The sequence below is a fragment of the Arcanobacterium canis genome, assembly GCF_029625435.1.
Taxonomy (GTDB): domain Bacteria; phylum Actinomycetota; class Actinomycetes; order Actinomycetales; family Actinomycetaceae; genus Arcanobacterium; species Arcanobacterium canis.
In genome coordinates, this window is the sequence record NZ_CP121208.1 from 1,013,552 (window position 1) to 1,038,434 (window position 24,883).

At 55.0% G+C, this 24,883-nt stretch carries 21 protein-coding genes and 1 riboswitch; of the genes, 9 read left to right on the plus strand and 12 right to left on the minus strand.

Annotated features, from left to right (window positions below):
* Positions 1-9: 9 nt before the first annotated feature.
* Positions 10-1,077 (minus strand): thiamine ABC transporter substrate-binding protein, encoded by a 1,068-nt coding sequence (locus P7079_RS04595; RefSeq protein ID WP_278012116.1) that lies wholly within the window; start codon positions 1,075-1,077, stop codon positions 10-12.
* A gap of 41 nt (positions 1,078-1,118) precedes the next feature.
* A riboswitch (TPP riboswitch) is annotated at positions 1,119-1,222 on the minus strand.
* A 128-nt stretch (positions 1,223-1,350) separates the two neighbouring features.
* Between P7079_RS04595 and glgX the strand changes: the two genes are divergently transcribed.
* The 3 genes from glgX to treZ are packed head-to-tail and all read left to right on the plus strand — an operon-like array spanning position 1,351 to position 7,767.
* Entirely contained in the window at positions 1,351-3,540 is a 2,190-nt protein-coding gene (gene glgX, locus P7079_RS04600; RefSeq protein WP_278012117.1) for a glycogen debranching protein GlgX, read from the plus strand.
* The gene (treY, locus tag P7079_RS04605; RefSeq protein WP_278012118.1) at positions 3,533-6,043 is read left to right on the plus strand and encodes a malto-oligosyltrehalose synthase; all 2,511 of its coding nucleotides are present in this window, start codon (positions 3,533-3,535) and stop codon (positions 6,041-6,043) included. The genes glgX and treY overlap by 8 nt, the downstream gene beginning before the upstream one ends.
* A complete protein-coding gene (gene treZ, locus P7079_RS04610; protein ID WP_278012119.1) occupies positions 6,040-7,767 on the plus strand; it encodes a malto-oligosyltrehalose trehalohydrolase in 1,728 nt (575 codons plus the stop codon). Before treY ends, treZ begins: the two co-directional genes overlap by 4 nt.
* Here treZ and P7079_RS04615 read toward each other — a convergent pair.
* Complete coding sequence (locus P7079_RS04615; RefSeq protein ID WP_278012120.1) at positions 7,718-8,743, minus strand: lipid II:glycine glycyltransferase FemX; 1,026 nt, start codon at positions 8,741-8,743, stop codon at positions 7,718-7,720. The two genes, treZ and P7079_RS04615, sit on opposite strands and share 50 nt — an antisense overlap.
* A gap of 85 nt (positions 8,744-8,828) precedes the next feature.
* Between P7079_RS04615 and P7079_RS04620 the strand changes: the two genes are divergently transcribed.
* Positions 8,829-9,404, plus strand: a complete 576-nt coding sequence (locus P7079_RS04620) for a DUF3000 domain-containing protein (RefSeq protein WP_278012121.1) — start codon at positions 8,829-8,831, stop codon at positions 9,402-9,404.
* On the plus strand, positions 9,401-10,609 hold the full coding sequence (locus P7079_RS04625) for an HRDC domain-containing protein (RefSeq protein WP_278012122.1): 1,209 nt from the start codon (positions 9,401-9,403) through the stop codon (positions 10,607-10,609). The genes P7079_RS04620 and P7079_RS04625 overlap by 4 nt, the downstream gene beginning before the upstream one ends.
* Here the strand turns inward: P7079_RS04625 and dxs are convergent.
* The 3 genes from dxs to P7079_RS04640 all read right to left on the minus strand — a co-directional run bounded on the left by dxs (position 10,599) and on the right by P7079_RS04640 (position 15,559).
* Positions 10,599-12,467 carry a 1-deoxy-D-xylulose-5-phosphate synthase gene (dxs, locus tag P7079_RS04630; protein WP_278012123.1) on the minus strand — a complete coding sequence of 623 codons (1,869 nt, stop codon included), beginning with the start codon at positions 12,465-12,467 and terminating at the stop codon, positions 10,599-10,601. The two genes, P7079_RS04625 and dxs, sit on opposite strands and share 11 nt — an antisense overlap.
* A 66-nt stretch (positions 12,468-12,533) precedes the next feature.
* Positions 12,534-13,748: a class I SAM-dependent RNA methyltransferase gene (locus P7079_RS04635; protein WP_278012124.1), complete on the minus strand. Its 1,215-nt coding sequence runs from the start codon at positions 13,746-13,748 to the stop codon at positions 12,534-12,536.
* The gene (locus tag P7079_RS04640) at positions 13,745-15,559 is read right to left on the minus strand and encodes an APC family permease (protein WP_278012125.1); all 1,815 of its coding nucleotides are present in this window, start codon (positions 15,557-15,559) and stop codon (positions 13,745-13,747) included. Before P7079_RS04640 ends, P7079_RS04635 begins: the two co-directional genes overlap by 4 nt.
* A 45-nt stretch (positions 15,560-15,604) precedes the next feature.
* Between P7079_RS04640 and P7079_RS04645 the strand changes: the two genes are divergently transcribed.
* Positions 15,605-16,273: a potassium channel family protein gene (locus tag P7079_RS04645; protein ID WP_278012126.1), complete on the plus strand. Its 669-nt coding sequence runs from the start codon at positions 15,605-15,607 to the stop codon at positions 16,271-16,273.
* Positions 16,270-16,938 carry a potassium channel family protein gene (locus P7079_RS04650; protein ID WP_278012127.1) on the plus strand — a complete coding sequence of 223 codons (669 nt, stop codon included), beginning with the start codon at positions 16,270-16,272 and terminating at the stop codon, positions 16,936-16,938. The genes P7079_RS04645 and P7079_RS04650 overlap by 4 nt, the downstream gene beginning before the upstream one ends.
* Here P7079_RS04650 and P7079_RS04655 read toward each other — a convergent pair.
* The 4 genes from P7079_RS04655 to P7079_RS04670 all read right to left on the minus strand — a co-directional run bounded on the left by P7079_RS04655 (position 16,922) and on the right by P7079_RS04670 (position 18,813).
* Complete coding sequence (locus tag P7079_RS04655; protein WP_278012128.1) at positions 16,922-17,581, minus strand: DUF3159 domain-containing protein; 660 nt, start codon at positions 17,579-17,581, stop codon at positions 16,922-16,924. The two genes, P7079_RS04650 and P7079_RS04655, sit on opposite strands and share 17 nt — an antisense overlap.
* Positions 17,578-17,829 (minus strand): single stranded DNA-binding domain-containing protein, encoded by a 252-nt coding sequence (locus P7079_RS04660; RefSeq protein ID WP_278012129.1) that lies wholly within the window; start codon positions 17,827-17,829, stop codon positions 17,578-17,580. The genes P7079_RS04655 and P7079_RS04660 overlap by 4 nt, the downstream gene beginning before the upstream one ends.
* Positions 17,829-18,446 carry a DUF3710 domain-containing protein gene (locus P7079_RS04665; protein WP_278012130.1) on the minus strand — a complete coding sequence of 206 codons (618 nt, stop codon included), beginning with the start codon at positions 18,444-18,446 and terminating at the stop codon, positions 17,829-17,831. The genes P7079_RS04660 and P7079_RS04665 overlap by 1 nt, the downstream gene beginning before the upstream one ends.
* Before the next feature lie 70 nt (positions 18,447-18,516).
* On the minus strand, positions 18,517-18,813 hold the full coding sequence (locus P7079_RS04670) for a DUF4193 domain-containing protein (protein WP_278012131.1): 297 nt from the start codon (positions 18,811-18,813) through the stop codon (positions 18,517-18,519).
* A 241-nt stretch (positions 18,814-19,054) separates the two neighbouring features.
* On the opposite strand from P7079_RS04670, the gene sepH reads away from it, so the two are divergent.
* Positions 19,055-20,086 carry a septation protein SepH gene (gene sepH, locus P7079_RS04675; RefSeq protein WP_278012132.1) on the plus strand — a complete coding sequence of 344 codons (1,032 nt, stop codon included), beginning with the start codon at positions 19,055-19,057 and terminating at the stop codon, positions 20,084-20,086.
* Here the strand turns inward: sepH and P7079_RS04680 are convergent.
* Genes P7079_RS04680 through P7079_RS04690 form a run of 3 tightly spaced genes read right to left on the minus strand, consistent with a single transcriptional unit; the run spans position 20,083 to position 22,366 of the window.
* A complete protein-coding gene (locus tag P7079_RS04680; RefSeq protein ID WP_278012133.1) occupies positions 20,083-20,715 on the minus strand; it encodes a thymidine kinase in 633 nt (210 codons plus the stop codon). The two genes, sepH and P7079_RS04680, sit on opposite strands and share 4 nt — an antisense overlap.
* Positions 20,716-21,813, minus strand: a complete 1,098-nt coding sequence (locus P7079_RS04685) for an alkaline phosphatase family protein (RefSeq protein WP_278012134.1) — start codon at positions 21,811-21,813, stop codon at positions 20,716-20,718.
* Complete coding sequence (locus tag P7079_RS04690; protein WP_278012135.1) at positions 21,803-22,366, minus strand: DUF5998 family protein; 564 nt, start codon at positions 22,364-22,366, stop codon at positions 21,803-21,805. The genes P7079_RS04685 and P7079_RS04690 overlap by 11 nt, the downstream gene beginning before the upstream one ends.
* A gap of 101 nt (positions 22,367-22,467) precedes the next feature.
* On the opposite strand from P7079_RS04690, the gene P7079_RS04695 reads away from it, so the two are divergent.
* A complete protein-coding gene (locus P7079_RS04695; protein WP_278012136.1) occupies positions 22,468-24,864 on the plus strand; it encodes a DNA gyrase/topoisomerase IV subunit A in 2,397 nt (798 codons plus the stop codon).
* Positions 24,865-24,883 lie beyond the last annotated feature (19 nt).

The following is a 24,883-nucleotide window of genomic DNA, read 5'->3' on the forward strand; positions in this document are numbered from 1 at the left end:
CCATCACCATCACATCAGGTTGGTCACTTCAGTGATCCATTTTTGCTTGCTGTCCTTGATGAGCTTTGTCTCCAGTGGCGTACCAGATGCGGGACGCGGCGCGAATTTAGCCATGCCTTTTGGCAGCTCGACAGACTCGTCAATCGGGTAGGCAACATTTTCAGAGGCATTGATCGCTTGGACTTGCTGGGTAGCGAGCCACTCGAGGAACGCCTTAGCGCCCGCAGGGTTCTTCGATCCCTTGAGCACACCGCCATATTCGACAACCGGGTAGCAACCACCCTCAACATTGGCAGTCGCCGAAGCGGTGCCTTCCTTATTAATGGTCCAATACGGCGAGGAAGCGTAAGACATCACAATGGGGTACTTGCCCTTGCCTTCACCGGCCGTGAAGTCTACTTGGTAGGCGTCAGTCCAGGAGGCGTCAACCTTCGTACCGTTACCCAGGAGCTTGCTCCAGTATCCCTTGTAGCCATCTTCCCCGTACTGAGCGATAGTGGCGGTGAGTAGAGCGAAACCGGTATCCGACTTTGCCGGATCCTGGATCACAGTCAAACCCTTGTACTGAGGTTTGATCAGGTCATCGAGCCCAGCAGGTGGAGTGAGATTGTTCTTCTTAAACCAGGCGATGTCGTAATTGAAGCAGGCATCGGAACGAGAAAGTGCAACTGCACCTTGTGCCCCCTCAACCGCATACTTTTCGCCTCCCTTAGCTGGTGCAGGTGCTGACTGGGCATCAAACACTCCGGCTTCTCCAACCTGAAGGACATTATTCGCGGTCAGACCAACTGCACCATCTCCAACAGGGTTCGACTTGGTCAGAATTAGCTTCGAATCTAGCGTTCCTGATTCTTCACCATTGACAAGGGTGACCTTGTAACCGGTGGCTTTGGTGAACTTTGCGAGGGTTTCGTCACTCAGTTTCCACGAACCATTGGTGACAATTGTGACATCGGTGATTTTTTCTGCCGACGGCGATGCTTCTGTAGCAGCCCCCGACGTCGATGAGGAGGTTCCGCACGCTCCGAGCGCAAGAACCGAAACAGCAGCAACCGCTGCGACCTTCGAAAACTTCATATGTTCCTCCAGATAAGATGGAGGGCCTTCCCCAAAAAAGGTAAGGGAGAGACTTCACTCCCTTCGCCGGCATTACCCGGATCAGGTGTGAGGGTCTGCGGTTTATCCGCACTCTCAGCGCTTTTGCGCTCCCCTGTGACGGCGACAATTCTACCAGGATCAAAGTCCTTGATGGCACGGGAAGCATTGATACTCACCACACACAAATTCAGCCCTCAGCGGCAGAACGCACAATATCGCGCATGGAACCCCACCGCGTGGCATATTAAAAATATGGAAATTTGGCCTGGTAAACCCTATCCGCTCGGCGCAACGTATGATGGCGCCGGTACGAATTTCGCGATCTATTCTTCGATCGCCGACAAAATCGAGCTGAGCCTGATCAGCGACGATCTCACTGAAGAGCGCATTGAACTACGCGAAATCGACGCCCACGTTTTCCACTGCTACCTCCCCGGCATCCGCCCCGGACAGCGCTACGGTTTTCGCGTTTACGGCCCTTATGATCCCGCTGCTGGCTACCGATGTGATCCCTCAAAGATTCTTCTGGATCCTTATGCTAAGGCGATCGACGGTCAGGTCGAAAATGACCAATCGAATTTTTCCTACAGCTTTGAGAACCACGAAGAGCGCAGCGAGCTCGATTCTCTTGGGCACACGATGCTGTCAGTGGTTATTAATCCATATTTTGATTGGGGCCATGATCGTCCGCCACGTCACCCCTACCATAAGTCCGTGATCTATGAAGCCCACGTCAAAGGAATGACGGCAACTCACCCGGGAATTCCGGATGAGTTGCGCGGGACCTACATGGGCATGGCACATCCTGCGATGGTGAAGTACCTCAAGGAACTTGGCATCACTGCAGTTGAACTCATGCCGATCCATCAGTTCGTCAACGACACCGCGTTAATTGACCGTGGCTTGTCAAATTACTGGGGCTACAACACAATCGGATTCTTTGCGCCACAAAATACATACGCAGCAGCTGGAACACGCGGAGAACAGGTTGACGAATTTAAAGCGCTAGTGAAGGCATACCACGCGGCCGATATCGAAGTGATCCTCGACGTCGTCTACAACCACACCGCTGAAGGCAACCAGTTGGGACCCACCCTCTCTTTCCGGGGCATCGACAACGCCTCGTACTATCGACTTGTCGACGGCGACGAAGCACACTATTTCGACACCACAGGCACGGGCAACTCACTGAACATGCGCTCGCCGCATTCGTTGCAACTCATCATGGATTCCCTGCGCTACTGGATTCGTGAAATGCATGTTGACGGATTCCGTTTTGACTTGGCATCAACCCTCGCCCGCGAACTTCACGCTGTGGATCGCCTGTCGTCATTCTTCGATATTATCCAGCAAGATCCGGAGATCTCTCAGGTCAAACTTATTGCAGAACCGTGGGACGTGGGTGAAGGCGGTTACAACGTCGGCGAATTTCCACCGTTGTGGACCGAGTGGAACGGAAAGTATCGCGACACGATGCGTGACTTTTGGCGTGGAGAGCCATCGACACTTTCCGAGTTCGCCTCACGGCTTTCAGGATCCTCCGATCTCTACGCCAACTCGGGCCGACGTCCATTCGCCTCGATCAACTTCGTCACAGCACACGATGGTTTTACGATGCATGACCTGGTCTCCTACAACGAAAAGCACAACGAGGCCAACGGAGAAGAGAGCCGCGACGGTGAATCTTTCAACCGCTCGTGGAATATGGGGGCCGAAGGCGAGACCGATGATCCACAGATCCAAGCAATTCGTCTCCAGCAGATGAAGAACTTCTTCGCCACACTCCTGTTCTCACAAGGCGTTCCGATGATTTCGCACGGCGATGAGATTGCCCGCACCCAAGGCGGAAACAACAACGCCTACTGTCAAGATAACAAGATCTCGTGGGTTGACTGGCAGATCGATGACGCCAAGCGTGACCTGTACCAGTTTGTCCGCAGTGCGATCGCCTTGCGCAAGGAGCACCCGGTTTTCCGACGTCGTCGTTTCTTCAAGGGCGATGCTGATCGAGGCGGTACGTCAGAGCGCGGAGATATCGAGTGGATGCGCAACGACGGTCAGGTTATGGCCGACGACGACTGGGGCACCTCATACGCGCGATCGATCATGGTCTTCCTCAACGGAGATCGCATTGCCGAACCAGACCTTCGCGGAGAAGAGATCAAAGATGATGATTTCATCTTGGCCTTCAACGCCTCTGATGAAAATCTGTCATTCCATCTCCCTCTCAACGACAACACTCCGGAGGGAACATGGCATAAGGTGCTCGCCACGAATGTCTCTCTCACAGTCCCCGATCAGATGAATGCTGGAGATGATTTTGAGGTCGCCTCACGTTCAGTTGTGGTCCTGCGCCGCGAGCGCCGCACCTCGGTTGCAGTGAATACCTCGAAAGAAACTCTCGATGTGTCACAAACGCGCGAGGCTGAGAAGTATGAGTGAAAATTCCCGTCATCATACACACGTTCCTTCAGTGGGGAAACGCACACCAACAACGTCATATCGGCTTCAGCTGAATCCAGATTTCACATTTGCCCAGGCACAGGAGGTTATCCCTTACTTGTCGTCCTTGGGGGTCAGTGATGTCTTCCTCTCCCCCATTCTTCAAGCCGCACCTGGATCGACACATGGTTACGACGTCGTTGATCACTCTCGTGTCTCTGAGGAATTGGGCGGCCGCGAGGGTTTCGAGCGCTTCTCACGCGCCTTACATGATGCGGGTATCGGTGTCATCGTCGATGTGGTTCCCAACCACATGGCAGTTCCGACTCCACTATTCAAGAATCCTGCGTTGTGGTCGATGCTGCGTGACGGACATGATTCGCGTTTTAGTACGTGGTTCGACTTCGAGCCCAGTGAAGCAGGCGATGGTTTATTGCTCGCGGTCTTGGGTGACCGAATCGGAAATGTCCTGACCTCGGGTGAAATTACCATGGAGAACATGGTTGTTCCTGGTTTTGAGGCCGACGGCGAAGTGGCAGTGTTGCGCTATTATGATCACGTTTTCCCTGTGCGTGCGGGCACTGAGTCGCTACCTTTGGCAGAGCTTCTTGATCGCCAGTATTACCGACTTGCCTATTGGCGCGTAGCGAACGATGAATTGAACTACCGCCGTTTCTTCGACGTCGATACTCTCGTTGCTGTGCGCGTGGAAGATCAGGATGTTTTTGATCATTCCCATAGGCTTTTGCTGGAGCTATTCAACGCTGGATATATCGATTCATTCCGAATCGATCATGTTGATGGGTTGGCTGATCCGCGCGGTTATCTCCGCCGCCTCAACGATGCGACAGGTGGCGCATGGATCGTGGCGGAAAAGATTCTTGAAGGGGCTGAGCGCCTGCCCTCTGATTGGCCCGTGGCTGGAACCACGGGCTATGACTCGTTGCGGCATATCAGTGGTGTCCTGACTGACCCTGCGGGAATTGCACATCTGACGCAGATCTACACCGAAGAATCAGGAACCGTCGAATCGCTCGATACTGTTGAACGCCGTGCCAAACTCCAGATCATCAAGGAGTCTCTCTTTGCTGAAGTTGACCGCCTGGCAACCTTAATCTGGGAAATCTGCCATGCGGATGTGCGTCTTCGCGATCATACGTTCCGTTCGATCAAAGAGGCAATTGTCGAACTGGTGGTCAATATGCCTCGGTATCGCGCCTACGTCGTCCCCGGTGAGCGCCCTGATCCACAAGACGAAGAGCTCCTGCGTGGCGTTGCTGAGCGCGCTAGTACATATCTGGATGAGTTCCGCAGCGAAACGCTGTCAGTCGTCATTGAGATTCTCCTCGGATATGAGGTGGGGTCAGCGGGTCGTACTCACGAAGAGAAACGCAATGAGGCAATTGTGCGTTTCCAACAAGTCGCCGGCGCTGTGATGGCAAAGGGTGTCGAAGACACAACCTATTACCGTTATACTCCGCTGACGTCTGCAAATGAGGTTGGCCACGGCCCCGCGCACATTGTGACCTCAGCGGACGCCTTTCATGCTTTTGAGTTGCAGCTTCACGAAGCGTGGCCGACGACGATGACGACTTTGTCCACTCACGACACTAAGCGTGGCGAAGATACCCGTGCGCGTATCGCCGTGTTATCCGAGTTTGCTACTGATTGGAGTTCAGTACTCACCTCTGCACGCGCCGCCATCGCCGATGCTCGGCCGGCTGAGTTGGATGGGCGTTTTGAAAACTTGATGTGGCAGACGATGCTCGGAACCTGGGTGGATGATTCTCCTATCGATCTCGAACGCCTGCGTGACTACTTCCTCAAAGCAGCCCGGGAACAAAAGTTGTGGACCACATGGACAGCTCAGAATGAGGCTGGCGAAGCTGAGATGATCGCCTACCTCAACGCGATGTGTTCCCATGAGGATGTACGCGCCATCATCGGCGACTTTGCCCGACATATTGCTCCAGCGGCACGCAGCTATCTCCTGACTGCCAAAGCATTCCAGCTCACCGGCGTAGGCGTTGCGGACATATATCAGGGCGAGGAAATCACTCGCACGTCCCTCGTCGATCCAGATAATCGTCGGCCCGTGGATTTTGTTGCACTCGCCGCGGCCCTGTCAGCATTGGATGACACTGGTCTGCCTTCTCGCCCCACCCTCGACGAGGAAAAGCTCTGGCTGACCTCGCGTCTAGCGCGCTTGCGCACGGATATGCGTCTCGCGGCGCCACAGTGGGGCTACGCTGCGTTGCCCGTATCGACCGGTCACGCGCTTGCATTCGCCCGTACTGATGCTGACGACGTTGCCCAGCTCATCACTGTCGGTACACGGTTTGCTGGCTCGCTGGAACGAAACGGCGGTTTTTCCGCACATACGGTGGTCCTGCCTGAGGGGAAGTGGCGTGATGTTCTCACCGATCGACTCATTGATGGAGGCGTAATAAAACTGGCAGATTTAATCGACGATTTCCCCGTGGTGGTGTTGGTACGAGCATGAAACTGTCATTATGGGCGCCGCAGGCGCACACCGTTGAATATCTGACCGAACAGAAAACCCTTCTTGCGACATCTGATGCTCATGGAATGTGGAGCATTGACCTCCCTGTTGGTATGCACTACCAGATTCGTCTTGACGGTGGAATAAAACTTCCCGATCCTCGATCGATGTGCCAGCCCGAGGGACCTCATGGGCCGAGCGTCGTTGTGGATCCTTCGCGATTCGTCTTTCACCATGATCGCGACGCTGGGGATCTCACGGGACGCGTGTGGTACGAACTCCATGTGGGGACTTTTACCCCGGAGGGAACATTTACTGCGCTCATCGACAAACTCGATGACCTTTGCGAGCTAGGGATCGACGTCATCGAGTTAATGCCCATCGCCCCGACCCCAGGTACGCGGAATTGGGGATATGACGGTGTTTCTCTCTTCGCTGTCAATCCCATGTACGGAACCCCGCAGGATCTGGTTGCTTTGGTCGATGCGATTCACGCTCGTCACATGGCGGTGGCACTCGATGTGGTCTACAACCACCTCGGGCCAGATGGAAACTACCTTGCACAGTTTGGCCCATATTTTACCGATCATCACCACACTCCCTGGGGCGAGGCGGTAAATATGGATGCGCCTGGTTCCCAGCATGTTCGTCAATACCTCATCGATAACGCGGTGCAATGGCTCGAGGACTACCATTTCGATGCCCTCCGACTCGACGCTGTTGACTATTTGCGCGATGACTCTCCGCGCCACATTCTCGCCGAGCTTTCCGACGCTGTCAGCGAAGCATCAGCCCGTAGTGGGCGCACATTCACGCTCGTCTACGAATCGGATGCGAACGATCCCCTCACGTTGACTCCGACGTCGGCAGGCGGACGCGGAGCAAACGCACAGTGGGCCGACGACGTCCACCACGCCTTGCATGTCTGGCTTACTGGAGAAACAAACGCCTACTACCAAGATTACGTTGACCCAGAAACATTAGAAAAGGCGCTCACTGAAGGGTTCACACGTATCGGCCAGATCTCACGTTTCCGTGGAGTTAAGTCCGGGGCTCCCCTCCCGACAGGTGTCAGTGGTCATGCCCTGATGGTGTACGACGAAAACCATGATCAAGTGGGCAACCGGTATCTGTCTGACCGTCCATCCGAAAAACTTTCACCTGGACAAATTGCGCTCTCGCGTTCGCTCATCCTTCTAAGCCCATTCACTCCCATGCTGTTCATGGGAGAAGAATGGGCGACAACACAACGTTTTCCCTTCTTCACAGATTTCGGCGATGAGATTGGACGGCATATCCTTGCCGGTCGAATGAACGAATTCGCCAACTGGGGTTTCACCAGTGATAACGAGACCATGATCGATCCGCAATCACGCCAAGCATTCGACGCCGCCCACATCAACTGGAACGAATCTCAGTTGCCTGCGCACAAACGAATGCGTGAATTCGTCCGTGAACTTATCGCGTTGCGAAAGTCAACGCCCGACGTCGCCAGCGGCGACCGCGGTGCAACCACGGCGCACATCGACGCGCGCGGAGGATGGATGCGCCGTGGAGACACCCTCGTGGTGTTTTCACGAGTGGACGATGACAATACTGTCAGCGCTCCTGTTGAGGAACGAGGTGTGGTGCTTTCGTGGGAACCTGTGCGGATCTCAGCACAAACAGTGACGTTCAGCGGGAGCGGGATCGCAATTTTGCAATCAAACGACGCTTCGCTTTGAGCCCTGCCACAAGACCACGGTAGAACAACGGGCGCAACGGATAGTCCCAAGCGCCAGGAATCTGCGTGATCTCTTCGCTGAACTTCGTTTTAAAACCGCGTACGCCCGCAAGCTGCGGGGCGCGATCGGAATCGATCCCCATCAAATCGAACATCTCGACACCCGACTCCTTGAGGAACCGCGACATCGACCACACGAGTAAATCCGGCGCTCCGGCGCGACGGCCCTCCTCATTCGAGGCCGCATAGTAGTAGGAAGCATGTGTGCCATTGACCGTACAGATTCCCCAGCACAGTGGGCGTCCTTCGCGCCGGACTGTGAAAAGTCGGGCATGGGTTGGTCCCAGAGCGGTGAGCATCTGTTCATAGGTCTGGCGAGGAAGAATTCCAAAATCATCACGTGAGCCGGTCTCAACCAACAGCTCATACAACTGTGGAAACACATCCAGAGCCTGCTGGGTTTCTTCCGCTGCGACCATCGTGTCGTCACGCAATGCCTTGCGTACATCACGGCGGCCTCGTTTCTTCATGGCGCCAAGACGATCATCATCACTTGGCATGAGATTGAGCACAACAGTGCGATCATACGTCACCGACTGAAGCAAATCTGCGAGATCCTCTGCGGGCTGTGCATGGAGGCGAATAAAAGCCAAGGACCGGTCAGCCTCACGCGCGATCCGTGCAAGTCCCCGCCGGAATTGGCGTTCCATCACCGTCGTCGGCTCAGTGAACCAGATGGGCCCATGCTTGGCCCACAAATAGGTGAAACCACGCCCTTCCAACAGTGTCAGGGAAATCACTGCTGCAACTTCACCGTCGAGCATCCACTTGAAACGACGCCACGGTTCACGTCCCTCAACTGCTTCATCAAAGCGATCCCACGCTCCTGATTGCTCCAGTGGCAACGGAACTGCAGCACTTTGTGCCAGTGAATCTAACTCGCGTGCATCGATTTGAACAAACTGCGAACGGCTCATCACATCCCTTTCCTTAACAATCCGTGTCCTATCCTACCCGGCGCGCCACTCCACACTTGGACGCTCGCCCCTTTAGAGTTTTTATATGCAAACGCCCCAGGAATTTCTCACTGCCCTTGATTCACTTCGTGGTCAGAAATTCCGTCCTGAGTTACATGTGGTCCAGATTCCGCCGCCGACCCAGATTGCGCCATGGACTGTGGCACTTCAGGCGGAAGTCAACGATAGTCTCGACCTCAACCCTGCTCATCATCTCGGGGAGGCGAAGTTTATTGTGCTCCATGATCCCGATGGTCAACCTGCCTGGAATGGTGATTTTCGCATCGTGCTCCATGCAAAAGCACCGATGGACTCCGAGCTTGCTGCAGACCCTCTCCTGGGCGAAGTAGCCTGGACATGGTTGGCTGAATCTTTAGATCAGCGCGGTGCGTCCTATCATAGCTTCTCAGGCACCGTCACGCGGGTTTTCAACGAAACATTCGGTGGTCTGGTCTTGGGGGCCTCACAGGTGGAACTCGAAGTTCGCGCATCGTGGACACCGCACACCGAATTTTTGACCGAGCATTTCCTCGGATGGGCCGATTTTGCAGCAAAACTTGCGGGGCTTGGCCCGTGGACAGACAACGTCGCAAGTCTGCGACGAAAGGTGGCAATGATTTGAGCGAGGAAATTGACGCTCGTCCCCTCAACGAACCATTTGATGGTATCCCTGAGGTCACAACTGATATCGACGCCATCGCAGCAGTTCTCTCCGCCTCCCCTGGTGGCGTATTCGCACTCGATACCGAGCGAGCGATGGGGATCAGGTATTCTGACCGCGCTTACTTAATCCAGGTAAAAAGTGAAAATTCGCCAATCTATTTGATCGATCCGGTAGGGATTGAAGATCGCCTGACTCTGCTCGCTGACGCACTTGCTGGTGAATGGATTTTGCATTCAGCAGATCAAGATCTGCCCTCCTTACGTCAGCTTGGACTTGAGCCAACAAAAGTGTTCGACACTGAGATGGCTGCTCTCCTTTTAGGATATGATCACACATCGCTTCAACATCTCATCGCCGACCGACTCGGCTGGTTCCTTGCGAAAGAACACTCCAATGCCGATTGGTCAGCACGTCCTCTTGCTCCCGAACTTCGCTCGTATGCTGCACTCGATGTCCAGCTCCTTCATGAACTACGCGACTCAATGATTCAGCTTCTGACGGATGCTGGCCGATTAGAGTGGTTCGAACAAGAGTGCGAAGAAATTCGTCTACGCCCACCAAAACCACCCAAAGCACAACCCTGGCGGCGCGCTGCGCGTCAAGCAGGCATCAAAGATCAGCGCGCACTTGCAATGATTTCGTGCCTGTGGCAAGCACGCGATACCATCGCTCAAAAGCGCGATGTGAGCCCTTCCAAGGTGTACCCGACGAAGCTTATTGGTGAACTCGCAGGTCACAAACCTCGTTCTCGATCTGATCTTCAGCGTTCAAGCCTGATGCGGAGCCGTGAACGCCAAAAACTTGTGGATGCGTTCTGGGACGCGATCGACAAGGCATGGCGCATGACTGAATCTGAGCTGCCAGCGCGAAAGTTCCGCGATCCCAACCGCGATCCCTTCCCACCAACAAATCGATGGGACAATCTCAATCCTGAGGCTGGGCGGCGCTGGCACAGCATCCGTGACAAGATCTTCGCGGCCGCTGACGAACTCTCAATTCGCCAAGACGTTCTTCTCAAACCACTCATTCAGAAAACTATTGCGTGGAATGGATGGAATTCTCCAGCGGATCTCACACGCGCACTGGCCAGTGCCGGCGCGCGGCCCTGGCAGATCGACATTGTCACGCCCGTCCTATCCACGATTCGCTCAGTCAGCGAGTAATCCGACCGGCAGCAGCAACCACCGCCGCAATGTCCATCCCCTGCTCATGAAGGATGTCTTGACGACTTGCATGAGCGAGGAATGCTTTTCCAATGCCAAGATTCTCAAGAGGAACATCGGATCCGCTCTGACGAACGGAACGTGCAATCTGCATCCCCACACCGACGTCGGCGAGTCCATCTTCGAGAATGACTGCGCCGCGTGAAGATGCTACAAGTTGTGTCAGCTCTGGAGAAACAGGAAGGACCCAGGTCGGATCGACAACCATCACTGGAACGTCGAGAACACGCGCCGCTTCGACCATTGTGTGAGCCAAGGCGCCGATACCAACGAGAACCAACGGATGAGGATCGTCGCTGTCAATCAGAACATCCACATCCCCTATTGATCGCACTGCAGGCAGAGGCTGTGGCATTGGGCCCTTCGGGTAACGTAGCAAGGTCGGTCCATCGACGCCGACAGCGGTGCGCAGCTGTGTACGTAACGTTGCTTCGTCACGCGGTACAGCCACTTTGAGACCAGGGATAATCGATGCAAGAGCGAGATCCCACATGCCGTTATGCGAAGCGCCATCGTTACCTGTGACGCCTGAGCGATCCAGCGAAATGGTCACTGGTTCGCGGTGAAGTGCAATATCCATCAGAAGCTGGTCAAAGCCACGGTTCATGAACGTCGAATACAAGGCAAGTACTGGATGGAATCCCGCGTGTGCCAAGCCAGCAGACATCGTCATCGCGTGGGCTTCGGCGATCCCAACATCGAAAACGCGCTCGGGGAATGCGTCGTTGAACGGTTTGAGACCAACCGGATTGAGCATCGCTGCAGTCACGCCGACAACCATTTCGTTTTCCTGCGCGATCGACAGAATCTCGTCAGCAAAAACGCTCGTCCACCCGAAGCGTGAAGGTGCGATCGGAAGACCCGTCTCTGGGTGAATTTTCCCAATTGCGTGAAAACGGTCATCCTCGTTTGTTTCAGCTGGCTTGTACCCGCGTCCTTTGTCGGTAATGGCGTGGACAACCACCGGTCCGCCAAACTCGCGTGCCATGGTGAAAGCTTCTTCAAGATCGGTGATGTTGTGTCCATCCACCGGACCGATGTATTTCACACCCAGGGTGTCAAAAATTCCGGCGTCCACGAGCATTTCTTTCATGCCACGCTTAAATCCTCGAAGCGCACCGTAGGTGAGCTGCCCTGGCAAACCACCCGCCTGGAGAGTTCGTTTTCCCCACTCAAGGAAGTGTTCGTAGTTTTTGGATACACGAACCGAATCGAGTTTACGCGCCGGGTCAAGCGAACGAATAATTCCGCCCACCGTCGGTGAATAGGAACGTCCATTATCGTTCAATACGATGACGATTGGCCGATTCGGGTCTTCAGCGACGTTGTTCAACGCTTCCCACGCCATTCCACCTGTCATTGCGCCATCACCAATCACTGCCACCGCACGATTGTTTTGATGGGAAAGCTGGAAACCGCGTGCCACGCCATCTGCCCAGGAAATCGCTGTGGATGCGTGAGAATTTTCCACAACATCGTGTTCAGATTCAGCGCGTGAAGGATAACCCGATAGCCCACCTTTTTGGCGGAGCTTGTCAAAATCGTGGCGTCCTGTAAGGAGTTTGTGTACGTAGCTCTGGTGTCCAGTATCGAAAATGAGCTTGTCGTTCGGCGAATCAAACACTCGGTGAAGCGCAATAGTCAGCTCCACCACGCCAAGATTCGGCCCGAGGTGGCCACCAGTTGCCGAGACATGGTGAACAAGGAAGTGCCGGATTTCTTCACTGAGGGTCACCAATTCATCTTCACTGAGGGTTCTCAGATCCGCCGGGCTGGTGATCGTTTCAAGAATCGTCATGCACTCCTCCTCGCTTCCGTTCAGGGTAACCGTGCCAAAGGGCCTACTTGGTGAATCTTACGCGGCTCACCGTGGCGATGCTTCCCCAAAGACACTGACAATTTCGACATGATGCGTCTGCGGAAAAATGTCCAGTGCTCGTGATGAGAGCAGTTCCCATCCATGTCCAAGCAGGGTGGCCGCATCGCGCGCCATTGCCGCAGGATCGCATGAAACCATCACAATCCGCCGCGCCCCGCAGGCCGCGAGCGCCTTTGCCTGTTGCGTCCCCAACCCGGATCGCGGTGGGTCAGCGATGACAACGTCAGCGTGCTCTGTGAGTTCACTGACGTGGCGCACATCGATTCGTCCTGTGTGGAACGTCGTATTGGAAAACTTGGCGAGATTGGCGCGCGCATCCACCACTGCTGTCGGCGATCCTTCCATGGTCACGAGTGTCCCTGTGTGGCCGATAGCCGCTGCGAGTGGCAACGAGAACAGACCAGCGCCTGAGAAGAGTTCGACGACGTGGTCGCCTTCGTGTACATCGGCACCTGCCAAGACCAGACGCAACAGCGCACTCGGAGCCTGCGCATGGACCTGCCAGAACCCTGAGGGTGTGAGTTCGTAGTCGAAAATCTTTGATTCGGTTGTCGCTCGTTCGATGAGCTTCGCTCGGCTCCGGTGATGAGGAGCTGTCCATACGTCTTTCCCTGTGACGACAACGTTCGGTCCTGACGCTGGCGCCACCACGTGCATTCGAGTACCGGCGGCGATCACATCATCCCATGCAGATCCATAGAGGTCGAGATCCTCCAGTTCGGTGACCGCCAGGGGTTGTTCAGTTAAGCGGATGAGGTTATGGGATTGCTCTTTGTACATTCCCACCCCCTGAGGGAGTTTGACGAGGTCGAAACGTGTGCGTCTGTGCCAGCCGTCAGTTGAATCGATAGGTTCGACAGTCAGACCGCTCAGAGCTTCGCCTAGTTGTGGAGAGCCGATGCGATGGGCTAGGGCCCGAATGACGTTGCCTTTGAGCTTACGTTGGTAGGCCAGATCAGCATGTTGAAAGTCCGCTGCCCCAACCGCGCCTGCAGCCCCATCGGGCCAGCGTTCTTCGACGCGATGCTCAGACGCTTCAAGGACACGGGTGACACGAGCAAAGGATAACTTCGATCGTTTCTTCGTGATCTCAACGTCACACACCTCGCCAGGCAACGCCCCACGAACAAAGACGACTTCGTTGCTGACACGCCCGACGAAAACACCGCCATGAGCGACATCGGTGATCTCAATCTTCACTTGCTCTCCTCGTTTTCGCTCTCGGAATCATTCATATGGAAAGGAACTTCCATGATCGCCACTCCCGGTTCCATTCGTAGCTCGGAAATGATCCCTGGGGTTGTATGTGCCACCATGAATCGTTGCCATGCGCCCGTACCGATTACCACTGGGCTGACTACCACGATGAGGTCTTGAGGGTGGAGCTGACGCACAGAACGAATGTACTCAATCACCGGTCCGCGCGCTGCTCCTCGGGGCGTTCCCAGTACAGTCAGAGGAATCGCAATCTGTCCGCGTTTCCAGTCCTCGCGGATCGATCGAGTCTGGTTGGGGTCGATATCAACGGCAAGTGCTTCAATCGATGCTGACCGCAATGCACGAGCTTTATCCAGGGCTTCGAGTGTGGGGTCGTCAACGCGCGATACAAGAACGTAGGCGCGCACCCGTGCCGGGATGATACGCCCTGCTCCCAATGTGTCAGCCGAAAGTTCATCTGCGATGCGCAATTGCCCTCGACGTAGGGCAACGAGAAATGCACCAGGCACAAGTAACATCGCAATATCGAGTGCCATCCACAGTGGCTCCATATATGTCACAGCACCTAGGACCACCGTCGCGAGCACTCCGTAAAGTCGGAACAGCCAGCTCTCCAGGTGGGCTCGACGTCGTACATCAGAGATCGTCGAGGTACGTAACTGAGTTTTGGCGCGACTGACAAGAGCGGCACAGCCAAGGACTCCCATGACGAACGTTGCGACGACGAAAGTGATGGGCACCACGCGCGCAGACGACAAGACGTGTACGCTAACCGCACAGATCACAGCAATGACGACGAGGATAATATTTCGAGATCCGACGGCATCGCGTGCCGCAAGTCGCTTGGGAACCAGGCCGTCAACCGCGAGCTCACGGATCAGTCGAGGTAGCTGACGAAGAGACATAAATGTCACTGACAAGCCTGCTGCACCGATCGTTGCTGCCATGATGTATTGCGCGATAACCCCCGTGAACGCTGTCGCCATTGACAAGATTGGAAGAGCTAAACGTTCCCCGGGAAGTTGAAGAATGACAGTTAAGTACAAGGTCGCGAGGATAATAAGAAGAGACGGCAGGAAGGCTATCGTTAAATACCGGACATCGACGCGCCGTTCCTGAGCGGGAACCATGATTCTCTCAGCGAGTAAAATAACGACTCCCGTCGGGAATAAGGAAGCCAAGACAACCGCCGAGAAACCACCTTGAGATGTGGCGGCAGCAGTTGAAAGAACGTCGAGGCGGGCAGTTGCCACTTCACGCCACGCAATTCCCCCCATTGTCTCCATCAGCAGGCCGATGAGAAGTACCATCACGGACATTGCAAGAGCGCCCGCCATAAACAGGACAGTCCATCGCAGATTCCCCACCCAGTGGCGCAATAGCACAATCACCGCCATAATCGCGATGATTCCTGAGGCAATCCACGCAGCGAAGGCACTGATATCCACGAATGGGATGAGCGCGGCCGTGGTGAGTTCCGTGCCAAGGATGCAAAGCGCTGCATATGCCACGATCCGCGCTGAGGCCACAATAATCGCGGTTTGAGGCGAAAGATAGGAGCGGGCAAGCTGGTGAAGAGAACGCCGGGGAGCAGCACGACGCACCTGCACTAGTCCAAAAACGACGGCGAAAAATGCCGCAATACCGACGAGGGCAGCAAGGAAAATCCGCCAATCAGCATGAAATTTGGGCATCGAGCGTAACATCGTTTGCGGCACGATGAGGGCGCTGAGACCGATCAACACAAGTGACGAGGCTCGCGACACTGACAATTCTGTTCTATTCTTGGACATCAGGAAACACATTACGCCAGGATTCGTGCAAAGGAGCTCTCCGGAATGCATTTTGTAGTGATGGGGTGCGGACGCGTGGGGTCCACACTGGCAGTTGATCTCACTAATCGTGGCCACTCGGTAGCAATTATCGACCGCGATCCAGCAGCATTTCGCAGACTGCCTGAGGACTTCCCCGGCCAACAAGTCACAGGTCATGGTTTTGATCGCGATGTCCTGCTTCAAGCAGGAATCAACGAAGCGTACGCTTTCGCTGCCGCTTCCTCGGGCGATAACTCAAATATCATCGCGGCGCGAGTTGTTCATGACACCTTTGGCGTAGCAAACGTCGTGACACGTATTTACGACCCGCAACGCGCTGCGATCTATCAGCGCCTCGGGATTGACTCTGTTGCTCCTGTGGCGTGGACAGCAGAACATATGTTGCGCGCACTGATTCCCCTTGGACCCCACGAAGATTACTCCGACTCCACTGCCGGCATCTGCGTCATCGACGTCGATGTTGATGACGCATGGTACGGAACCGAACTGGGTGATATTGAAGTTGCTACTGGCGCACGTGTTGCCTACATCGTTCGCTCAAATAAGGGAATCTTGCCCACGTCCTCGATGGTTCTTCAAGACGACGATCACTTGCACATGGTTGTTCCCACGGTGAGAGCAGCTGCTGTACAACGCATTCTCAATCACCCGCCGACGGAGGACATGCTATGAAAATTGTGATTGCTGGAGCCGGTTCGGTGGGACGCTCGATAGCGCGCGAGATGATCGCGCGGGGTCAGAGTGTCACGCTTATCGACCGCAATCCTGCAGCAATGCGCGTCGCGTCAGTTCCGCAGGCCGATTGGCTTCTCGGTGATGCTTGCGAGATCTCGGTTCTCACCGACGCCGATATGGGCACCACCGATGTTCTTGTTGCAGCAACCGGTGATGACAAAGCGAATCTCGTTTTGTCATTGCTGGCCAAGACAGAATTTGGTGTGCCACGAGTCATCGCTCGTAACAATAATCCTGCCAACTCGTGGTTATTTGACGAGTCATGGGGAGTTGACGTCGCCGCCTCCACGCCGGAAATTCTCGGATCGTTCATCGAAAATGCCATGGAAACGGGCGCACTGGTACGTCGTCTCACCTTCGAAAATTCGACTGTGTCTCTCTTTCAAGGTGCCGTGGCAAAGAATGCCCCGATCGATGGTAAGCCGGTACACGACACTGCTTTGCCACTGAGTTCACGTATCGTCTCGATTGTTCGTTCCGGTGCCACCATTGTTCCCGAACCTGATATCGCTATCCTCTCCGGCGACAGCCTTGTCATCGAAATCGATGAGACCGTTGAGAACGCAGTCAATACGGTCGCTGCCCTTATTGGACAGAACTAGACGTAGAGGGATCCGCGCTGACGTCATCAACCGGCTCGAGATCATGCACGAGCATCCACGCTAGCCAGGCCAAGATCGCAAACAGCGGAAATCCCATCACGAGTTTGGCGACGCCGAGTGCTGAGGTTGCACCGGCAAGATAGAGCGGAACCTGGACTGCCATCCGTAGCCCAAAAAGAGCAGTGAATAGCGCGGTCACCTGGAAGTATCGGCGTCGGGTCACTCCAGCGCGTTTCCACCACCCCGTCATCTCACCACGCAATGCTCCGATGACAAATCCTAGCAGTGGCCGGCGCACGAGCAACGAAAGGCCAAAAGCCACAAAGTATGCAGCATTCGTCAGCAGCCCCCACAAGAAGAAATTGGATGCGTTCCCTGTTCTCCACGTCAGTGCAGCAGAAACGATCGCTGCGAAGAACCCGCCCACAGCAGGCGTGACAGGAATTCGGGTGGCAGCACGTACCGCAATAAAAGCAACAGCGAGTACAAGGGAGAGCCACAAAGCGAGATTGACATCAGCCACAAGGTAGGCAACAAGGAAAACGAGCGTCGGAAGCGACGATTCAATAATTCCACGTGTCCCGCCAACGGCTTCGAGCGCATCGAAATCCTCGCTCAGCATTGATCCAAATTTTTCGCTCATGCTTCCTCCGGGAGAATCGAGTACGAGGGATTGAAAAGAGTGGGGACGCCTTCGACCGTCACGAGATTCCCACGAACATTAAGCGACTGACCAATATCGATCGCATGGAGCTGCCTGCGCGACATAAAAACAAGACGCAGGACGACGTTGCCTACTTGAAGTGAAACAGTGACATTCGGCGCATGAGAAGTGCCCGGGTACGTTACCGAAATAACGCTCCCGCGCACATTGATGCGACGTTTGGCCATTAGCCTTCGACAGCTTGAAGATTCTCTTGGATCTGCGGCGGAATCTGAAGAGTGAGCAACTCACGCGGTGGGTGAGGCTCAGCACCTCGTCGCACAGCAACACGATCCAGGATCTGCAAAATGTATTCCGCAGCCGCATCGTCAGCACCTGCACGGCCGTAGAGAGTGGCGCGAAGCAACCACCGGTGGCCGTCAATCCCAAGGAAACGGTGAGGTGCAGTGCCGCCTTCAACCGGCATCTGGGCGTGAAGCTCTTTACCAAAGACACCATCGACTTCCACCGACGATCCGCCTTGCTGAGCGATCGAAGTACGCATATCAAGGCGAACCTCATCCCAGATTCCGTGTGACTTTGGGGCAGCAAATGCTTGAAGTTGAAGCGCTGAACCATCGATCACGTAGACCACACCAACTACTGCGGTATGGTCCTCATTCAATGTCAGTTGGAGCTGCGCGCCAGGAACAGCAGGGATCAACAACGCGCCGGCATCAAGAAGATCCTCCGGATCGGCAATTTCGGAGGCATCACAGGGCCCATTGACGTGTGTCGGCTCCTGTTGTGCAGTTTCTTCAACTGTCGTGTTCTTTTCATTCTTCTTGCGTGAAAACCAACCCATTATTGCGCCTTTCGTTTCGTCACTGCCCTAGAGTACCGCAACGGCCCGTTAGTGAACGGGCCGAAGCATGTCAGGATGCACACTCTAAGCAGACCGGAAGACCGTTCTCCTCATGAGACAGTTGCGAACGATGGTGAACCAGGAAGCACTGGCTACACGTGAATTCGTCATCCTGAGCAGGAATAACAGCAACCGAAAGCTCAACGTTCGAAAGGTCAGCACCTGGAAGTTCAAAACCCTCTGCCGCTTCGTTCTCATCTTCATCGACAGTGCCAGACTGCTGATCAGAGTGAGCCTTCAGCGCTTCCAGGGAGTCTTCCTTGATCTCCTCATCTTGTTTGCGCGGTGCATCGTAATCCGTGGCCATTGTGACCTCCTTCGATATTTCCTCTCCTCCGACATCGGCCCACAGCGTGAGTTTCCGACGCCACAGACGCTGACATGCGCCTGTTTGTTCCCGCTGTTTTTACCAGATTTTTTCTCGTTTGTGAAGTCAACGTTTGTTCTCAGCTGATTAATGCCTTTGACGTGGGTGAACACACCATAGGAAAAATGGGCATTTTTCGCCATTTCGTGGCACTCTTGTTACTGGAGATTTGGGAGGAAATATGATCGATCTTGAGCTGTTGGGTGTGGTGACTGACGGCGACGCACTAAGCCTGAACGACGCCGAAGGAAACCGTTACCGTTTGCCGATTACACCGCAACTTCGTGCCGCTCTGCGAAAGGATATCCGCCCCGAAAACGGCGAGCAGCCTCGCCCGATTACACCTAAAGAGATTCAGGCCCATTTCCGTGCAGGCTTGTCCGTCGCCGAGGTTTCAGAAATCACCTCTATTCCCCCGTCCGATCTTGACGGCCTAGCTCGTCCGATCCTTGCTGAACGCCAGTACACGGCATTGCAGGCACGCCGGTGGATGTTAAGCAAAGAAGACGGCTCCATGAGTCTCGAAGAACTCGTCGGTTCACGTCTCGCTGCACGTTCCGTGACATCAGAATCGATTCTTTGGGATTCGTACAAAAAGAATAATGAGCGTTTCCTCAGCGTGGAATTTACTATCGGAGAAAAGCAGCACGCCGCACTGTGGAAGATCGATATGAAGGCACACACAGTCGTTGCTGCCAACGATGAAGCCACATGGCTCACCGAAACACAGATCCCTGCACCCACGTCGCCGTGGCGTCCCCTCAATACTCCTCAGATGAGCGAGAACACCGCATCTCTTGAGGCGCGTCGAGCACGTCATATTGCCGAAGACCCCCACGAGCCGATCACCCCAGACGATGCGTCTGACGAATCTGCCTCGATCGCGGATATGCTTGATTCACTCGACTCTCAACGCGGAGTGTCACGCCCAATGCCCGATTTTGACGGCGCACATCCCGCAGCTTCCGACGTCGAGGGAGCAACTGACGCTACCATTCTGGCGTTCCCCTCGCGTTCAGATTCCGAGGAAAGCGCCGCCACTGCAAACGAGGCAAGGCTTGAGATCGTTCAGAACGAGGACGAACAGCAAGAAGAAATCGCTGAGATTCCGCCCTCGCCACAGGCATCGACAAAGGACTCAAAGAAGCGCAAAGGTCGCCCATCGATGCCGTCATGGGACGAAATTGTGTTTGGCTATTCGAAAGACGATTAAAGTTCCAAGGTTTGCGGTGACAGCTCTGCGGCATGTGCCGTGGCAGCTGTCATCCCACGCATATGATGGTATCGGCACAGCACTTCGTAAGCGACAGTGGCACCCGCGGTGTCTCCAACGACCACCTGTTCACCTTCCGTCACCATTTCCCCGTTGATCGTGCGCGCATTGTGTGTAGCGCGCTTACCGCACCAGCACAGTGCTTCAACTTGAAGGCGCTCAATACGATCGGCAAGCTCGATCATCCGCTGTGAGCCTTCGAAGAGACGCGCACGAAAGTCCGTTGTAATACCGAAACCGTAGACGTTGATGCCGATCTCGTCAACGATACGAGCAAGTTGGTCAACTTGCTCACGCGTGTAAAACTGCACCTCATCACAGATGAGCCAGTCCACGCGTCCACGTTGGCGGGCACCAGCGATGACCTTCCAAAAATCCGTTGTTGGTTCAACTTCCATGGCATCGGCGATCAACCCAATACGCGACGAAAGCTTTCCTCGCCCAGCTCGATCATTCATCGTAAAAATTAGCCCAGCGAGGTCACGCTGGCGGAAGTTGTACACTGTCTGGAGCGCCAGCGTCGATTTTCCGCAATCCATCGTGCCTGAGAAAAAGACGAGCTCAGCCATTTACGCCACCTCCATAATCAACGGAACATACATCTCAGCATCCGTTCGCGAGCCGTGTACACCGATCAGGTTGATCGCTGAGGAAGGCTGCGTGGTGGAATCTACCACGACACTAGTGCCCTTCATCAAGACAAACACGTCACCAAGTCGATTCTTGACATGCTCGGCAATCGGCCCGAGCACCCCAGATGAAGCGACATCGGCTTTCGTCAATACGTCAGCTTTATCACCGAGGAATTCACTCCACCTGCGAACCACGTCATCAGGCTCTGTGGTGTATAGATGCAAGGCGCGCGGCTCTCCTGCCACGAGGTCAACCCCGCGGCGTAGTTGATGATGAGCTGCGATATCGATCCGCTCGGTCACATCCACCATCCCGTGGTCTGCGGTGAGCACGAGGAGAGTGTCAGATGGAAGCCGGCGTAGCAAGGAACGTATTCCAGCATCCAGCTCTTCAAGCGCATCAATCCAGGCCTGTGAATTCCAACCGTTGTGATGGCCAGCTTTATCGATGTTTTCCCAGTAGAGGTACACCACGTCAGCAACCGAACGCAGCGCCTGAGCGGCGGCTTCGATACGTTCATCCAGAGTCTGAGCAGGCAGCATATGAGCGCCCCGGAGAAAAGCTTGTGAAAAGGGCGTCCCAATATATCTCTTCGCCGCAATTACACGTGCCTGATCAGCACGCGAACCAAGGCGTTCAAAAAGTGTCGGGCAGCTCTGCCATTGGCGAGGTTCAGGCAAACGCTGTCCTTTCCACGACACCAAAGAAAATGCTTCTTGTGTTGCGTCATTACGCATTGTGTACCCCGCCATGGAGGTCTGTCCCGGCTCTTCACCCGTCGTAATCGCTGTAAGCGCTGCTGCCGTAGTCGAGGGTGTCACCGTCGTGATCCCACGATCAAGGCCAAGAGAACGCAACGTCGGCGCGTGGCCACGTCGCGCCTGGAGCTGGAGCGCTCCAAGGCCATCGACGACGACGAAACACAATTTCGTGGCCGACGGGAACCCCAGTACATCGGCGTCGGCAGTCCCGGGGATGCCGTAGCCGACGGCGTCGAGTGCGCCAGCGAGGGTTGCGGTGATCTCAGCGCTCACCGACGGCCCCCAACGCTGCCTCAAGCTGCCCCATAAATGCCAGTGTCGGTTCGAAGTAGGACGCATCGGCGAAGCGCTCAGTGAAAATCTGGAAATCGTCATTGGTAATCATCCCAATGAAGCCGTGATCAAGCGTGCATGATGGATCTTCACACATGCTCGGCAAAATCTCGGTAGACCATGCCCCTCCCCAGCGCAGTCGCAAAACCGCGGAGTTGAGTTGTCCAAACTGATCGCCGTCTACCGCACGACGACGGATGACATGATGCTCGCGAACTTGAGCCAAACTAATGACCTGGATATCAGACACAAGTTCTCCCTTGGCAGTGAAATCGTGGCTGATATCAGAAAAAAGAACGACTAAACGAGTGGTGGTCAGAACAAAGACCACAGCGCGTTCATAAACGGCATCGTCATCAAATGCAGTTTCTGGGCGCGCAAAATATGCTGTGATTTCTTCGGTTCCGACCGCCGCTGAAACATCGTCAATCAGAGCAGCACCATGAGCACCAATGGAACGCATCGCACAAGCAACCTCAGAAAAATCAATCATGGATCTATTGTTTCATTTCGAGGTCGCTGACGCGACAGCGAGCGAGGTATGCCACCCGTGGCGTTCCCCCTATTGCTAGGGAAAACAGCGATAATAGACGAATGGCTGACATTAAGGAACACATTGTCGATATCGACGTTTCGCAGGAGATGCGCACCTCTTTCCTGGAGTATTCCTACTCTGTGATCTACGCGCGCGCACTGCCAGATGCGCGCGATGGTCTCAAGCCAGTCCAGCGTCGCATCTTGTTCCAAATGAATCAGATGGGGCTTAAGCCTGACCGCGGTCATGTGAAATCCTCACGTGTGATCGGCGACGTTATGGGCCGCCTCCACCCTCACGGCGATACTGCCATCTACGACGCTATGGTTCGTATGGCCCAGCCGTTCACGATGAGATTGCCGATAGTTGATGGGCATGGAAATTTTGGCTCTCTCGACGACGGCCCGGCAGCACCTCGTTACACCGAGGCCCGGATGGCGCCTGCCGCGCTAGCAATGACAGCGTCACTCGATGAAGACGTCGTTGACATGATTCCCAATTATGACAACACTCTTCTTCAGCCGGAAGTGTTGCCTGCTGCGATTCCGAATCTTCTTGTCAACGGTTCATCCGGAATCGCCGTGGGCATGGCCACGAACATGGCGCCCCATAACCTCAATGAGGTCATCGCCGGCGCGAAGTATCTTCTGAACCATCCAGATGCCACTCTCGACGATCTGATGACGTACATCCCTGGCCCAGACTTACCTGAAGGTGGGCGGATCGTGGGCCTCGACGGCATTCGCCAAGCCTATGAGACGGGACGCGGAATCTTCCGCACACGCGCAACCGCGCACATCGAAAATATCACGCCGCGGAAGAAGGGCATCGTTTTTTCAGAGCTGCCCTACCTCGTCGGCCCAGAAAAAGTCATCGAGAAAATTAAAGATGGCGTCCAGAACAAGAAGCTCACTGGTATTAGCGGGGTACAAAATCTCACCGATCGTCATCATGGGATGCGGTTGGTCGTTGAAGTGAAAAACGCCGCCTCCCCCGAGGAAGTGCTCGCGTCGCTGTACCAGCACACTCCACTGGAAGAATCGTTCGGAATTAATAACGTCGCTCTTGTGGACGGCGAACCGCGCACACTCGGCCTTCGTGAGCTCCTGCAGGTATTTCTTGACCACCGTATCTCAGTAACTCGCCGTCGATCACAGTTCCGGCTTAACAAAGCTCTCGAACGCCTCCACCTGGTCGAGGGCCTGCTCATCGCCATCGCGGACATCGACGAAGTCATTCAACTGATCCGTTCGTCTGAAGATTCGGCAACGGCGAAAGCTCGTCTGATGGAAGTCTTTGATCTCTCGGCCGAACAAGCTGATTACATCCTTGAACTTCGCCTGCGCCGCCTGACAAAGTTCTCTCAAATCGAGCTTGAGTCTGAACGCGATGATTTGAGGAAAACAATTGAGGAACTACGAGAAATCCTCGGTTCAGAACTCGCTCTCAAAGCATTGATCACTCGAGAGCTGAGCGATGTCGCGCGCGATTATGGCACTGCGCGTCGTACTATCTTGCTCGAATCTGATGCATCAACCGGTGCCAATGGCAAGCCGAAGAAACTTGCGGATGATCCCGCGTGGGTCCTTCTGTCCACTTCCGGACGCGTCGCGCGAGTTGAAGGAGAAGACCCCCTCTCCCGCGAAGGTGACGTCTCCCACGGGGCACTTGTGTCGTCTGTCCTCGCTTCCAACCTCGCCGACGTCGGCGTGGTCACCAGTGGAGGTACCGTGGCACGTTTGCGTGTAGCAGACGTGCCAGCATTGCCACGCACCCAAACGACGCCGTCACTCGAAGCAGGCGCCCCGATCGACGAGATTGTGCTCCTGCCTCCGAAAGAAAAAGTTGTTGGGCTGATCTCTTTGGCCTCCGACGATATCGTCGCCGTGGCTACTGCTCAGGGAAAGATCAAGCGAACCAATGCAGCCGACGCCACAGGCGCTGGGTATCTGATCACTCTGCTCGATGATGACGTGGTTGTCGGAGTTGCTAGCGCTCGCGATGACGACGATGTGATACTGGTTTCCTCCGATGCACAGCTTCTGCGTTTCTCCGCAAGCGATGTTCGTCCCCAGGGTTACGCTGGGCGTGGCATTGCCGGAATGAAGCTCGGTCAGGGTGCCCACGTTATTGCACTTGGCTGTGTGCCAAGCAATGATTTAGCTGCCCACGTGGTTGCTACGATCTCGGGTGCCGAAGACGCCTTACCGGGCACAGTCGCTGGGCATGTTAAGCTCACCCCTCTCGATCGGTATCCAGCGAAGGGCCGAGCAACCGGAGGCGTGCGAACACATCGTTTCCTGCGCGGCGAAAACATCTTGCAATACGCCTGGGTTGGACCGTTGCCAGCACACGCAGTTGATGCAAAGGGCAAAGCAATCGTTCTTCCGGATGTCGATGAACGACGCGACGGGTCAGGAGAAGCACTCGCCCGCCCAATTTCGGCAATTGGCTAAAAGCCGCTCAATCGGCTAA

Bases quoted from the DNA above. Each gene is read 5' to 3' on its own strand.
- P7079_RS04620 (WP_278012121.1), top strand. From the start codon at position 8,829: ATGCAAACGCCCCAGGAATTTCTCACTGCCCTTGATTCACTTCGTGGT.
- P7079_RS04645 (WP_278012126.1), top strand. From the start codon at position 15,605: ATGCATTTTGTAGTGATGGGGTGCGGACGCGTGGGGTCCACACTGGCA.
- P7079_RS04665 (WP_278012130.1), bottom strand. From the start codon at position 18,446: ATGGGTTGGTTTTCACGCAAGAAGAATGAAAAGAACACGACAGTTGAA.
- treZ (WP_278012119.1), top strand. From the start codon at position 6,040: ATGAAACTGTCATTATGGGCGCCGCAGGCGCACACCGTTGAATATCTG.
- dxs (WP_278012123.1), bottom strand. From the start codon at position 12,467: ATGACGATTCTTGAAACGATCACCAGCCCGGCGGATCTGAGAACCCTC.
- P7079_RS04695 (WP_278012136.1), top strand. From the start codon at position 22,468: ATGGCTGACATTAAGGAACACATTGTCGATATCGACGTTTCGCAGGAG.
- P7079_RS04615 (WP_278012120.1), bottom strand. From the start codon at position 8,743: ATGAGCCGTTCGCAGTTTGTTCAAATCGATGCACGCGAGTTAGATTCA.
- sepH (WP_278012132.1), top strand. From the start codon at position 19,055: ATGATCGATCTTGAGCTGTTGGGTGTGGTGACTGACGGCGACGCACTA.
- P7079_RS04640 (WP_278012125.1), bottom strand. From the start codon at position 15,559: ATGTCCAAGAATAGAACAGAATTGTCAGTGTCGCGAGCCTCGTCACTT.
- P7079_RS04650 (WP_278012127.1), top strand. From the start codon at position 16,270: ATGAAAATTGTGATTGCTGGAGCCGGTTCGGTGGGACGCTCGATAGCG.
- P7079_RS04680 (WP_278012133.1), bottom strand. From the start codon at position 20,715: ATGGCTGAGCTCGTCTTTTTCTCAGGCACGATGGATTGCGGAAAATCG.
- P7079_RS04690 (WP_278012135.1), bottom strand. From the start codon at position 22,366: ATGATTGATTTTTCTGAGGTTGCTTGTGCGATGCGTTCCATTGGTGCT.
- P7079_RS04670 (WP_278012131.1), bottom strand. From the start codon at position 18,813: ATGGCCACGGATTACGATGCACCGCGCAAACAAGATGAGGAGATCAAG.
- P7079_RS04595 (WP_278012116.1), bottom strand. From the start codon at position 1,077: ATGAAGTTTTCGAAGGTCGCAGCGGTTGCTGCTGTTTCGGTTCTTGCG.
- P7079_RS04660 (WP_278012129.1), bottom strand. From the start codon at position 17,829: ATGGCCAAACGTCGCATCAATGTGCGCGGGAGCGTTATTTCGGTAACG.
- treY (WP_278012118.1), top strand. From the start codon at position 3,533: ATGAGTGAAAATTCCCGTCATCATACACACGTTCCTTCAGTGGGGAAA.
- glgX (WP_278012117.1), top strand. From the start codon at position 1,351: ATGGAAATTTGGCCTGGTAAACCCTATCCGCTCGGCGCAACGTATGAT.
- P7079_RS04655 (WP_278012128.1), bottom strand. From the start codon at position 17,581: ATGAGCGAAAAATTTGGATCAATGCTGAGCGAGGATTTCGATGCGCTC.